The 12,597-nt window shown below is 63.9% G+C and carries 14 protein-coding genes; 5 read left to right on the top strand and 9 right to left on the bottom strand.

Features of this window, described 5'->3' with window-relative positions; all coding sequences use genetic code 11:
- Window position 1: 1 nt before the first annotated feature.
- Window positions 2–1,012 (bottom strand): zinc-binding alcohol dehydrogenase family protein, encoded by a 1,011-nt coding sequence (locus LSO07_RS07615; protein WP_151094093.1) that lies wholly within the window; start codon window positions 1,010–1,012, stop codon window positions 2–4.
- Between the two features lie 339 nt (window positions 1,013–1,351).
- Here LSO07_RS07615 and LSO07_RS07610 point away from each other — a divergent pair, with 339 nt between their 5' ends.
- Window positions 1,352–2,386, top strand: a complete 1,035-nt coding sequence (locus tag LSO07_RS07610) for a MerR family transcriptional regulator (protein WP_151093125.1) — start codon at window positions 1,352–1,354, stop codon at window positions 2,384–2,386.
- A 67-nt stretch (window positions 2,387–2,453) separates the two neighbouring features.
- On the top strand, window positions 2,454–3,533 hold the full coding sequence (locus LSO07_RS07605) for a hypothetical protein (protein WP_151093123.1): 1,080 nt from the start codon (window positions 2,454–2,456) through the stop codon (window positions 3,531–3,533).
- On the opposite strand, the gene LSO07_RS07600 is transcribed toward LSO07_RS07605, so the two are convergent.
- The 4 genes from LSO07_RS07600 to LSO07_RS07585 form a co-directional block, all read right to left on the bottom strand.
- Window positions 3,530–4,219, bottom strand: coding sequence for a M24 family metallopeptidase (locus LSO07_RS07600; RefSeq protein ID WP_151093121.1), 690 nt, complete (start codon window positions 4,217–4,219; stop codon window positions 3,530–3,532). The genes LSO07_RS07605 and LSO07_RS07600 overlap by 4 nt on opposite strands.
- Window positions 4,220–4,352: 133 nt before the next feature.
- Window positions 4,353–5,330, bottom strand: coding sequence for a GlxA family transcriptional regulator (locus LSO07_RS07595; protein ID WP_151093119.1), 978 nt, complete (start codon window positions 5,328–5,330; stop codon window positions 4,353–4,355).
- Between the two features lie 3 nt (window positions 5,331–5,333).
- Window positions 5,334–6,557, bottom strand: coding sequence for a D-amino acid dehydrogenase (locus LSO07_RS07590; RefSeq protein WP_151093117.1), 1,224 nt, complete (start codon window positions 6,555–6,557; stop codon window positions 5,334–5,336).
- On the bottom strand, window positions 6,554–7,006 hold the full coding sequence (locus LSO07_RS07585; protein WP_034782258.1) for a winged helix-turn-helix transcriptional regulator: 453 nt from the start codon (window positions 7,004–7,006) through the stop codon (window positions 6,554–6,556). The genes LSO07_RS07590 and LSO07_RS07585 overlap by 4 nt, the downstream gene beginning before the upstream one ends.
- A gap of 91 nt (window positions 7,007–7,097) precedes the next feature.
- Between LSO07_RS07585 and LSO07_RS07580 the strand changes: the two genes are divergently transcribed.
- Window positions 7,098–8,288, top strand: a complete 1,191-nt coding sequence (locus LSO07_RS07580) for an MFS transporter (RefSeq protein WP_151093115.1) — start codon at window positions 7,098–7,100, stop codon at window positions 8,286–8,288.
- Here the strand turns inward: LSO07_RS07580 and LSO07_RS07575 are convergent.
- The 4 genes from LSO07_RS07575 to LSO07_RS07560 form a co-directional block, all read right to left on the bottom strand.
- Window positions 8,285–8,980, bottom strand: coding sequence for a Crp/Fnr family transcriptional regulator (locus tag LSO07_RS07575; RefSeq protein ID WP_034759676.1), 696 nt, complete (start codon window positions 8,978–8,980; stop codon window positions 8,285–8,287). The two genes, LSO07_RS07580 and LSO07_RS07575, sit on opposite strands and share 4 nt — an antisense overlap.
- A gap of 155 nt (window positions 8,981–9,135) precedes the next feature.
- A complete protein-coding gene (locus LSO07_RS07570) occupies window positions 9,136–9,813 on the bottom strand; it encodes a response regulator (protein WP_191909601.1) in 678 nt (225 codons plus the stop codon).
- Window positions 9,814–9,816: 3 nt separating this feature from the next.
- Complete coding sequence (locus tag LSO07_RS07565; protein ID WP_070257535.1) at window positions 9,817–11,049, bottom strand: GAF domain-containing sensor histidine kinase; 1,233 nt, start codon at window positions 11,047–11,049, stop codon at window positions 9,817–9,819.
- 64 nt (window positions 11,050–11,113) lie between these two features.
- The gene (locus LSO07_RS07560; RefSeq protein ID WP_034781925.1) at window positions 11,114–11,695 is read right to left on the bottom strand and encodes a DJ-1/PfpI family protein; all 582 of its coding nucleotides are present in this window, start codon (window positions 11,693–11,695) and stop codon (window positions 11,114–11,116) included.
- Between the two features lie 195 nt (window positions 11,696–11,890).
- Here LSO07_RS07560 and LSO07_RS07555 point away from each other — a divergent pair, with 195 nt between their 5' ends.
- Together LSO07_RS07555 and LSO07_RS07550 are read left to right on the top strand one after the other, a co-directional pair.
- Window positions 11,891–12,229 carry a hypothetical protein gene (locus tag LSO07_RS07555; RefSeq protein WP_151093113.1) on the top strand — a complete coding sequence of 113 codons (339 nt, stop codon included), beginning with the start codon at window positions 11,891–11,893 and terminating at the stop codon, window positions 12,227–12,229.
- A 68-nt stretch (window positions 12,230–12,297) separates the two neighbouring features.
- Entirely contained in the window at window positions 12,298–12,597 is a 300-nt protein-coding gene (locus LSO07_RS07550; protein ID WP_034781921.1) for an antibiotic biosynthesis monooxygenase family protein, read from the top strand.

The raw sequence follows: 12,597 nt of genomic DNA, 5'->3' as shown, positions 1-12,597 counted from the left end.
CTCAGACCTCGACGATGGCCTTGATGACGCCCGCTTCCGGCTGCATCCAGCGATCGAGCACGCCGGTAAATTCGTCGAGCGTGGTGCGGTGGGTATTGAGCAGCGCGGTGGGTACCTTTCCCGCCTTCATGGCCGCCACCACTTCCTCGAAATCGTCGACGGTGGCGTTGCGGCTGCCCAGCAAGGTCGTTTCGCGCTTGTGGAATTCAGGGTCGGAAAAGGACAGGCGGTCGCGCACGATGGACACCAGCACATAGGACCCGCCATGGGCGACGAAGTCCAGGCCCCGCTCCATGGCAGCGATATTGCCGGTGGCGTCAAACACCACGTCGAAAAATTCGCCGCCGGTGGCGTCCAGCAGCTGCTCCTTGTCGCCCTCGCCCAGCGCCACCGTGCGGGCGATGCCCAGCGCGTCGCGGCAGAACTGCAGACGGTCGGCGCGGCCATCGAGCACCGTCACGTCGGCGCCTTTCAACGATGCGAACAGCATCACGGCCATGCCGATCGGGCCGGCGCCCACTACCAGCACGCGCTTGCCGGCATCGACCGCGCCGCGCTTGACGGCGTGCGCGCCGATGGCGAGAAATTCGATCATGGCCGCGTCGTCGAGCGAGATGCCTTCCGTCTTGAAGACAAAGCGCTCGGGCAGCGCCAGGTATTCGGTCATGCCGCCGTCGCGGTGCACGCCCAGCACTTCGATGCGGGTGCAGCAGTTGGTCTTGCCCTGGCGGCAGGCCACGCAGCTGCCGCACGACAGGTAGGGCATCACGTAGACCTGGTCGCCCACGGCCAGGCGCGAGCCGGCTGGCGCGCTCTCGATATGGCCGGACAGTTCATGCCCCATCACGCGCGGGTAGCTGAGGAAAGGCTGGGTGCCGCGGAAGATATGCATGTCGGTGCCGCAGATGCCGACGCGGCGTATGCGCAGCAGCACTTCGCCCTCGCCGGGCACAGGCACGGGGCGCTGCTCCATGCGCAAACTGCCGGGCGTATCGCAAACGATACTTTTCATCATGGTCGTCCCTCTCGCCGCCCGGATCTTGCCGGTGGCATATTATATTTAACGTACAAACCAACTGTGAAAAAAATCCGTCTGCGCGGATTGTCTTTCCAGTCCTGCCAAGGGCGCTTCTTGCTGCGCCGCACAACGATCCATTCGTCATTCCATGTGGCTCGAACGCGCCGCTCATGCCGCAGTCGTCGTTCGGTTTTATAAATATACCGTACAAAAAAATGAAGGTCAACGGATTCTTTTATCAGCTTTTTCAGTTCCTCTGCTACATTTCTGCTTGACCCTGACGTGGCGTCAGGCGCCATCGTGGTTGCACGCACTGGAGACAAGGAGAAGGCGATGCTGTTGAAAATCGGGGAACTGGCCAGGCTCACGGGCCTGACTATCCGCACCCTGCACCACTACGACAGCATCGGTCTGCTCTCGCCTTCGGCGCGCACGCAAGCTGGCTACCGCCTGTACCAGCACGGCGACATGGACCGGCTGCACCGGATCATGGCGCTGCGCAAGTTCGGGCTGTCGCTGGCCGATATCGCCAACGCCCTCGCCGGCCCGGATCTTCCTTTGCATACCATCGTGGCGCAGCAGATCGCCATGCTGGAACACCAGATCGCGCAGGCTTCCACCTTGCGCGAACGCCTGTGCAGCTTGCAGGCGCAACTGGCGCAGGGACAGGCGCCGGAACTGGCCGAGTGGCTCACCACTATGGAGTTAATGACCATGTACGACAAATACTTTAGTCACGAAGAACTGCAACAACTGCCGCTGCTGTCCGATGCGGCCGTGGAAGAGGAATGGAAAGCACTGGTGGCGCGGGTGCGCGCCGCCATGGAGGCAGGCGCCAGCCCCGGCGATGCGCCGGCGCAGGCGCTGGCCACGGAATGGATGGTCAAGCTGGTGCGCGACACGGGCGCCCATCCGGGTCTGTTCGCGCGCCTGAACGACATGCACGCGCAGGAGCCCATCATGCAGGCCACGACCAGCATCGATGCGCAACTGATGCAGTTCATCCTCGCCGCCTTCAATGCCTCGCGCATGGCGCTGTACCGGCCTTTCCTCGACGAGCAGGAATACGCGCACCTGGTAGCCAACTACGGCAAGCGTTCGGGCGAATGGCCGGCCCTGATCGCCGCCGTGCGCGCCGCCATGGATGCGCGCACGCCGCCCACGGATCCGGCCGTGCTGCAGCTGGCGCGGCAGTGGCTGGACCTGTTCCGCTCGTATGCAGGCACGAACCCGGCCACGCAGCTGAAATTCCGCCAGGCGCACCAGCAGGAACCGCGTCTGATGGAAGGCAGCTTCGTCGACGGAGCCATGCTGCAATACCTGGCCGCGGCGATGGCCGTGGTGGCGCAGGAGCGTCCCGCCAAATAAGTTGACGTGTGACATCTCGTGGGCGGGGCCATGTAGAATCGGCCTTCGCCCACGAGAGGAAAAACCGATGCGCCGCTTTCTGTTTGCTTGCCTGACCCTGCCCGCCCTGAATGCCGCCATGGCCGCCGAGCCGCCCGTGCAAGGCGTGTGGCAAGGCACCGTGGGCAAGGCCAATATCGTGGCTTGCTTCAACCAGCCCAGCCCCACGCAAGGGGCTGACCGCAGCGGCAACTATTACTATACGCGCTACAAGACGCCGATCATGCTGTCCCGGCCCAACGGCAAGACGCTGTGGCAGGAACTCGACGCCAAGGGCGATACGACGGGAACGTGGAGCCTGGGCGCCCCGCAAGACGGCAAGGTCACCGGCACATGGACGGAGCCGAAAAGCGGCAAGACCCTGCCCGTGGCCTTGACCCTGCTGGAGGCGGCGGGCGACCGCGAACACCCATCCTGCGCCAGCGATGCCTACAACCTGGCGCTGGAAGATTTTCCCAATACCAAGACGAGCAAACCGATCGCCTTCGAAGGCAAGCAATACCGCAACCTGCAAGTGGGCGACACCATCACCGTGGAATTGATCGCGCCCGGCGATGGCGTGGCAAAAATCAATGCGCAGCTGCGCGCCGTGCTGGCCAGGAACAAGAAGGACCTGGCCGACTTCTATGCCACGCGCCGCGAATACCTGGGCCGCAACGGTTTCACGACGGAAGACGAAGTGTATGCGGAGCCGACCTACTGGTCGCCGCGCTGGGTGACGGTCAAGTTCTACCGCTGGCCGGCCGGCTATGGCGCCAGCGGCATCTCCATCAAGTTCCGCACCTGGGACGTGAAGACGGGCCAGGAAACGGACGTGTGGAACTGGTTTGGCGCCAGCGCCAGCGATGGCGACGACAAGGCCGAATTGCCCGACCGCCTGCGTCAGGCCCTCTTCAAGAATGTGACAATCGATGCCGAGTGCAAGGGCACGGATTACGACGGCCGCGGCCGCTTCCACCTGTCATTGAAACCCGAAGGTGTGTCCTTCTGGGAAGACTCGAATGGCAGCGGCTGTGAAAACGATTTTTTACTTCCCTACAACAAGGTCGGCCCCTTCCTCACCGTCAAGGGCCGCGCCGCGCTCAGCGACCTGCTGCCGAAGAACTAAGCATAGTAGCTGTCATCGAGCAGCATGTCCTCGAAGAAAGCGCCATACGGCAAGGTCGGATGGCGCAGATGGATTTCCAGGATCCAGCGCATCGGTGACGGCGAAAAATCCGCGTCGGCCAGCGCGCCCGCATAGATCGTCGCGTGCGGGAAGTCGGACACGCGGTGGCCGCCCAGGTCAAAGTTCAATTCCCAGCCCAGCTTGCGCGCTTCCTCTTCTGCGTAGGCATACAGGGCTTGCCCCGTCAGCCTGTCGCGCTGCCACACGGCGCGCACCTGGTGGAACAGGCATTCCGCATCGCGCGCGCAGCGGGCATAGTCCGCCTGCTGTTCGCTGGCGCCCACCGTAAACGTGGCGCCGCCATCGCCTTCCCACGCCTGCACACGCGGTGCGATATCGAGGAAGAAAATATCGCTCTCTTGCAGGATCACGCCGGGCTCGGAGGCGCGTTTCATCGGTTTCGTGGTATTGCGCCCGAAGCGCACGCGCGTGGGGTGCCAGCTCAGCGCAAGCCCCATGTCCAGCAACACCTGCTTCGCCATGGCGACAGCGTCTTCTTCCAGCATGCCGGGGCGGATGCGCGCGGCGATGGCGGCAATCGCCTCGCGCGTCTTGCGGCGCGCCAGCAGCATGCCGTCCTCAGTATAGGTGGGGCCGACCCGCTCGGCGTCCAGTGTGGTGTGCATGTTTGACTTTCCTCAAGGGCGCGGCCGAAGTGGCGCGCCAGCAGGAAAAGTATAGATTTACGCCAGGTACAGCGGGGGTGCTGGCTGCCGCGCTTTCCGGACAGCATGGCGGGGATTCCTGCCATGCGCGATGTCAGGCTTGCCGGTAACTGGAGAAATGTTGCCGGTATTGCTTGGCCGATACGCCCAGGCGCCGCAGGAATACCGTGCGCAACTGGTCGGCCGTGCCGAAGCCGCAGCGCCAGGCGACGGTTTTCAGCGGATCGCTACTCGCTTCGAGCAGGGCGCGCGCCGCATCGAGCCGGGCGCTTTCGATGAACTGGGCTGGCGTCACACCCAGCTCGCGCACGAAGACGCGGGCAAAGTTGCGCGGACTCATGGCCACCAGCCGCGCCAGGGTGTCCACGTCGAGCACCTCGCCCAAATGTGCCAGCACGTATTGCTGCGCCTGCGCCACGGGAGAAGCCGCATCCACCACGGGCGTCAGATACGGACTGAACTGCGACTGCCCGCCCTGGCGCTGCGTGTACACCACCAGGCGGCGCGCCACTTTCAGCGCCAGCTGCGCCCCGCCCACCCCGCCTGCTTCGGCCAGCAACGATAGCGACAGGTCGATGCCGGCCGTTACGCCCGCCGAGCTGACCAGATTGCCGTCATGCACATAGATACTGTCCGCATCGACCTGCGCCAGCGGAAAACGCGCGGCCAGCGCGGCCGCATCGTTCCAGTGCGTGGCCACTTTTTTACCATCGAGCAAGCCCGCATGGCCCAGCAAAAACGCGCCATTGCAGATGGAACCGTGGCGGCGCGCCTTGCCGGCCGCACTGGCCAGCCAGGCGCTCAGGTCCGCGTCAACCGGTTGCGCCGGCAAGCCGGGGCCGCCCGCCACCAGCAACAGGTCATAGGCGTCGTGCGCCTGGGCATAATGCCGGTGCGCGGCCAGGCATAAGCCGTTGGAACAGCGCAGCAAGCCTTCCTGCGTGCCCAGCACCTCGATCCGGTATTGCCGTTCTGGCGGCAGAAAGCTGTTCGCCTCGGCAAACACGTCCATGGGCCCGCTGACGTCGAGCGCCTGCACGCCGGGAAAGATCAGGATGGCGATCGTTGGCATGGCTCAATTCCGCGCCACGGCAGCCACTTGCTGCGCCACCATCTCCGCCGTGGCCGCCGCCAGGGTCCAGCCCAGGTGGCCGTGGCCCGTGTTGTAGTACACGCCCGGCGCCTTGCCCGGTCCCACTTTCGGCAGCATGTCCGGCAGCATGGGACGCAAGCCCGCCCAAGGGATCACCTTGCGCGTATTGATGCCCGGAAAGCACTGCTCGACCCACTGCAGCAGTGGCCGGATGCGGTCGGCGCGGATATCGTGGTTGATGCCGTTGAATTCGGCCGTGCCCGCCACTCTGAGCCGGTCTTCGCCCAGGCGGCTGCTGACCAGCTTGGTGGCATCATCGAGCAGGCTGACCTTGGGCGCCGCCGCGCGGCTGGCAAGGTCATCGAGCTGCACGGTAATCGAGTACCCTTTCACGGGATACACATTCACATGGTCGCCCAGCGATGCGGCCAGGGTGCGGCTGGCCGTGCCCGCGCAGATCACGACGGCGTCGAACAGGGTGCTGTCCTCGCCCGCGCCGTCTCCCACGCTAATGCGCACCTTGCCGTGTTCGCGCGCCAGCGCCGTGACCTCTGCACCGTAGCGGCAAGCCACACCACGGCGCACGCAGGCGTCGGCCAGGCCGCTGGTGAACTTGTGGATGTCGCCCGTGGAATCGCTGTCCGTGTAGTAGCCGCCATAAAAGTCGCCCTGCAAGGTCGGCTCGATGGCGCGCATTTCCTGCCGCGTGACGGCGCGCCGCTCCAGTCCGCCCTGTGCCAGCAGGCGCGAGACGCCAGCCGCCCGCTCGAAGCCGGCACGCTCCCGGTACACATGCAGGATGCCGGCGCGGCGGTGATCGAAAGCTATATTTTCCTCTTTCGCCCAGGCAAACAAATGTTCGCGCGCGGCGATCGCCATGCGCGCCGTGGTGATGGTGTTGCGCTCGTAGGCGGGCATGGCGGCAAGAAACTCCGCAAACCAGCTCAGCTTGTGCCAGCTGGGCCATGGATGCAGCAGCAGCGGCGCATCGCGCCGCGCCATCCATTTCAAGGCGTTGAGTATCGTTGCCTTGTGATTCCACACTTCCGCATGCGAGGCCGACAATTGCCCGCCGTTCGCGTATGACGTTTCCATGGCCGCATAGCGGTGGCGCTCGATCAGGGTCACGTTCACGCCCCGTTTCGCCAGCGCATACGCCGTCGTCACGCCCGTGATCCCCCCGCCCAGCACGGCCACGCGGCTCATTGCGGCAACACCTTGTGCACGACCGTGTCGCCCGCCTGCAACACGTGCCCATCCGCTGCCAGCACATCCATGCGGCGCACGGGCAAGCCTGAACCGCGTTGCAGCAAGGTGGAATGCGCCTCGCCCGCCTCGAACAAGTGCGACTCGCTCCACTGGCGCAAGCCGACGACGACGGGAAACAGGGCCAGCCCCTTTTGCGTCAGCACGTATTCCTGGTACGCCGTGCCGTCCGAGGCGGGGGCAACCGTAAAGATGCCTTCTTCCACCAGGGTGTGCAGGCGGTCGGCCAGGATGTTCTTCGCCACGCCCAGGCTTTTCTGGAATTCGCCAAAGCGGCGCATGCCGTCGAAGGCGTCGCGCACGATCAGGAGCGACCAGCGCTCGCCGATCGCGTCAAGCGCGCGCGCCACGGGACAGGGGTCGGTTTTCAGGCTCTTGCGCTTGGCCACGGGCATTCTCCAGGATTGACTGGTTGCATTTTAAAACTTCTCGGCGTAGACTCAAACTAGTTTTAATTTGAAACCACTTACATACAAGCCCATGCGCGATACCAACCCACCCATCACGACAGCACTTCCCTCTTCCCTCGTCTGGCTGTTTGCCACGGCGGCCGGCCTCAGCGTGGCCAATGTGTATTACGCCCAGCCTTTACTCGCCACCCTGGCGCACGAATTCGGCATGACGGACGCTGCCAGCGGCATGGTCGTCACGGCCACGCAGTTCGGCTGCGCGCTGGCCCTGCTCTTGCTCGTGCCGCTGGGCGACATGCTGAACCGGCGCCGGCTGACCCTGTTCCAGCTGGGCTTGTTGGCCGTCACGCTGGCGGCGCTGGGCTGCGCCCGTTCCACGGCCGGTTTGCTGGGCGGCATGCTGCTGGTGGGTCTGCTGGGCACGGCCATGACACAGGGCTTGATCGCCTATGCGGCCAGCGCGGCAGCCAGCCATGAGCGGGGCAGAGTCGTCGGCATGGCGCAGGGCGGCGTGGTGATCGGCTTGCTGCTGGCGCGCACCCTGTCCGGCGTAGTGGCCGATCTTGCCGACTGGCGCGCCGTGTATTTTGTTTCGGCAGCCATCGCTTGCGCCCTGCTGTTGCTGCTGTGGCGCAAGCTGCCGCCGGCGCAGCCGGCCAATCGACGGCTGGGCTACGGCGCCCTGCTCGCCTCGATGCTGGACATGCTGCTGCACCACAAGGTGCTGCGCGTAAGGGGCATGCTGGCCCTGCTGATGTTTGCCGTTTTCAATATTTTCTGGAGCGCCCTGGTGCTGCCCTTGACGGCGCAAGGCTATTCGCATGCGGCCATCGGCGCGTTTGGCCTGGTGGGCGTGATCGGCGCGCTGGGCGCGGCGCGCGCCGGGGCGCTGGCCGACGGCGGACGCGCGCAATGGACGACGGGGGCGGCCCTGTTGCTGCTGCTGGCCGCGTGGCTGCCGCTGAGCTTTGCGGGCGCAGCCCTGTGGCCCTTGATCGTCGGCATCATCGCGCTGGACCTGGCGGGCCAGGCCATCCACGTGACGAACCAGAGCCTGATTTTCAGGCAGGACAGCGACGCGCACAGCCGCCTGGTGGCGTGCTACATGCTGTTTTATGCGGTGGGAAGCGGAGTCGGTGCGATTGCCGCCACCAGCGTGTATGCGCTGGCGGGCTGGCATGGGGTATGCGCGCTGGGCGCGGCGGTCAGCTTGCTCGCCCTGCTGTTCTGGCGGCTGACCTTGCCTGCTGAAAAAGCTTAATTCAGCATGGCCGTGGCGGAACCGTGGCGATACGTCTTCAAGGCATCCGGCTGGATCTGGATCAGCGAACCGCTGACTTTAATCAGGTGCAAGTCCGTCAACTGGTGCAGCACGCGCGACAGGGTGGCGGGCGCCAGGTTCAAAAACGATGCCAACAGACTTTTCTTCAGGTCCAGCTTGACCTCGTTCGAACGCTGCTGGTCCGATGCCTGCAGCAGGTACTCGACCACGCGCTGGGTGGCGTTCTGCACGGAGCAGCGTTCCACGTTGCGGATAAAACCCATCAGGTGATGCGACAGGCTGTTCATCATCTGGCGCGCGATGCGTGGCGACTGGTCCAGCAGGCGCAGCAGCGCGTGCGGCGGGATGCGCAACAGCAGGCAGTGCTCGAGCGCTTCGGCGCAGAACGGATACGGTTCATCGAGGAAAATCATGGCTTCGCCGAAACTCTGGCCTGGACGGATCAGTTCCAGTACCTTGTCCGTGCCTTCCATGGAAAACACGCTCAGCTTGACGAGGCCGAAGACCACCACATAGGCGCCTTCCGCCACTTCGCCCTTGCGGAACAGCACTTTGCCTTTTTCCACTTCGACGCGCACGACATCCTGGCGCAATTGCTCTAATTGCGAAGGGGAAATATGGCGGAACAGAGCCTGGCTCGATAGCAAGCCATCGACGTTGACCTTATGCATGACACTCTCTTATTAGATTAGCGAATGACTAAGAGTGTAATGCGCAGGCACGGTCAAGGCCATACGTCAAAGGAACTAGGGTTGTCTAGGCCGGAACGCCATGCAGATCAAACAATCGCGGATTCCTTGCGCACTATTTGCGCGTTGTTTGATCTTTATTTACTCAATTCGCGCTCGACGGCGTAGACGGCGATCTGCACGCGGCTGCTGAGCTTAAGCTTTTTGAGGATGTTTTGCACGTGGATTTTCACCGTGCTTTCGGCCACGTCCAGCTGGCGCGCGATTTCCTTGTTGCTCAGTCCTTGCGCCAGGCAGGCCATGGCTTCGCGTTCGCGCGGCGTCAGTTTGTCATAGTCGGCCTGGGGCGCATTCTGTCCCGCGCGGAACTGCGACACGAGCTTGGCCGTCATGGCGTCGGCAATCACGGATTCGCCGGCGGCGGCCCGGCAAATGGCCTGGCCCAGCTGCTCGGCTTCGATATTTTTCAGCAAGTAGCCGCGTGCGCCAGCGCGCAGGGCCGCACCCAGGTCGGCCGCGTTTTCCGACACGGTCAGCATCAGCACGATCATCTGCGGCAAGTCCTGCAAGATCAACTGCAGCGCCTCGACGCCGGACACGCCGGGCATGTTCAAGTCCATCAGCACCACGTCGGGCTGCAGTTCGGCCGTCAGGCGCACGCCGTCGAGCCCGTTCGATGCCTCGCCCACCACCTGGAATTGAGGATTGCGCTGCAACAGCAGCTTGACGCCGCTGCGCAGCAAGGTGTGGTCATCGACCAGCAGGATTTTGATTGGTGCGTTCACTATGTTTGTTGCCTGATAGGGATAAGTCATCTGTTACGCGGCCTGGCGCCGGGCTGCCGGCAAGGCCAGCGAGATCGTCGTGCCGGCGCCGGGCCGGCTGTCGATGGCAAATTGCGCACCGAGCCGCTCGGCCCGTTCCTGCATGATACGCAAGCCGATCTGCAATTCCGTTTTCTTGTCGCGCAGGTTGGCGGCAAAGCCTTCGCCATCGTCGCGCACCTGCAGCGCAAAATCGCGCCCGTTTTCCACGCGCAGCGTCACGCTGCCCGCTTGCGCGTGCTTGCGGATATTCGACAGCGCCTCCTGCACGATGAACAGGATCTGCAACTGCTGTTCCGGCGCCAGCGGCGCGCCATTGCCGCTCATCTCCAGGGTTCCCGTGACGCCCGTCTGCAGCTCGAACTTGGCCAGCACTTCCGTGAGCTTGCTTTCCAGGTCGCTGCCATGCCAGCGCGTGCGGAAATTGACCAGCAATTCGCGCACGTCCTGGTAGCTTTGCTCGACGCCCATGCGCATCAGCGGCAACACTTCGGCCGCTTCGTCGAGCTGGCCCCGGCGCACGGAATCGTCGAGCATCTGCACTTGCAGGCTGATGAAATTGAGGCTTTGCGCGATGCTGTCGTGCAAGCCTTCGGCCAGCAGGCTGCGTTCGCGCGCCACGGCAAATTCCTTTTCGCGCGCGATCAGGCGCTGGTTTTCGATGGCGATACCCAGGCTCTGACCCAGGGTTTCCAGCCAGCCCTGCTGCTGCGCCTGCACGGCTTGCGGCTGCGCAAAGTGCAGCGAAAAACTGCCCACCACCTGCTCGCGCGCAAGGATGGGAAAGACGGCGATGGCGATAAAGCCTTCGTCCTGGCAACGGTAGCGCTGCAAGGCATCGACCTGGCGGAAATCGCGGATCTGGATCACGCCCTGCGCCACGGCCGCGCCGCACAGGCAATCGTTGTTGCGGATGCAGTGTTCCTCTTCCACCATGGCGTCGGAAATGCCCTCGTGCACGATGATATGCACGGTATCGTGCTGCGGGTCGAGGATGCGCACGGTGCCCCCTTCGGCCTGCGCGAACTGCATCACGTGGCGCAGGAAGCCGCGGCACAGCGCATCGATGGCGTGCTGCCCCGCCAGCAAGGTGGAAATCTCGTGCAGGGTGGCCAGCTGGCGTTCCTGCGCGGCGCTCAGGCCCGATGCGGCTTGCGCCAGGCGGCGCTGGCGCCAGCGCGAGGCTGGAAGTTGTTTGCGGGAAGATTGACTGCGCAGCGCATGCATGAAGAACTCGAATCTGAAAAGTGGTGCGCCCGGCAAGCGCTGCGGCCTGCCGGGCTGGTAAAGGTTACAAACGGATCTCGGTACCGAGCAGCTTGACGAACTGCGCCAGCCAGGCCGGATGCGCGGGCCAGGCAGGGGCCGTGACGAACTGGCCATCCGTGACGGCGTCCGTGACGGCGATGTCGGCATACGTGCCGCCCGCCAGTTTCACTTCCGGCGCGCAGGCGGGATAGGCGGAAATGCGCTTGCCGCGGATGACGTCGGCGGCAGCCAGCAATTGCGCGCCGTGGCAGACGGCCGCGACAGGCTTGCCCGCTTCGGCGAAATGGCGCACGGCGGCGATGACTTTCTCGTTCAGGCGCAGATATTCGGGCGCGCGGCCGCCGGCGATCATCACGGCGTCATAGTGGGCCGGGTCGATCTCGTCGAAGCTGGCGTTCAGGGTGAACAAATGGCCCGGCTTTTCTGTATATGTCTGGTCGCCCTCGAAATCGTGGATGGCCGTCTTGATCGTCTCGCCGCTTTTCTTGCCGGGACAGACGGCATGCACGGTATGACCGAGCATCAGCAGGGCCTGGAAGGGCACCATCGTTTCATAATCTTCTGCAAAATCGCCGGTCAAAAACAGAATTTTCTTCGCTGCCATTTGGTTCTCCTATGAAAGATTGATCCCGCATCCCTGCCTGCAGGACGCACCGCAAGGCGTATCTTAGCGCGACTTGGCAACCATACTGGATATTTATCAAACTTTTGCGCCTTGATCGAGGATTTTACAGGCTGAGGCAGAATTTTTTACAGGCTCGCCGGTCAAATTCAAACGACACCTTCCGGGAGCCAGACCATGAGCACCGCCACGCACCCCCTTGCCCCATCTGCCCTGATCCGTATCTTCGACCATTTTGCCGATGCGCAGCAGGCCCGCAGCGCCCTGCTCGACGATGGGTTCCCCGCATACGCCGTGCAGCTCGACACGGTCGACGACGAGGCCGTCCCCACCGTCCCCATACAGGGCAAGGCCGCATGGCGCGGCATGTTCCGCCTCGTCGTCGCCATCGGCACCCCGCAGGAACGGGAACGGGCGCACGCCATCGTGCAGGCGTATCACGGCTGCGATATCGACCAGCGCACGGCCAGCCACGCGGGCGGCCGGTGCGCAAGCGCACAGGCGCTTGCAGGCTGACGTCCTCCCCCCTGCGCGGCGAAATTATGGCAAGATCAGCATTCCTTCATTCCACAGTGGAACTTGCCATGATTTTTGAAATTGCCCACATCCAGATCAAATCGGCCACGCATGCTGCCTTCGAAGCGGCCGTGACGAAAGCCATCCCCCTGTTCCAGCGCGCACGCGGCTGCGAATCGATGCGCCTGGAGCGCTCGATCGAAAACGGCGATGCCTACCGCCTGGTGGTGGGCTGGACGACCCTGGAAGACCATACCGTGCATTTCCGCGGCAGCGACGACTTCCAGGCATGGCGCGGCCTCGTCGGTGAGTTTTTCGCCGCCCCGCCCCAGGTCGAGCACATGAACACGGTAGTGACGGGCTTCTAG

The sequence above is a fragment of the Janthinobacterium sp. PLB04 genome, from assembly GCF_021165895.1.
Classification (GTDB): domain Bacteria; phylum Pseudomonadota; class Gammaproteobacteria; order Burkholderiales; family Burkholderiaceae_D; genus Janthinobacterium; species Janthinobacterium lividum.
Note: the sequence above shows the minus strand (reverse complement) of the source record. Positions and strands in the feature narration are given on the sequence as shown.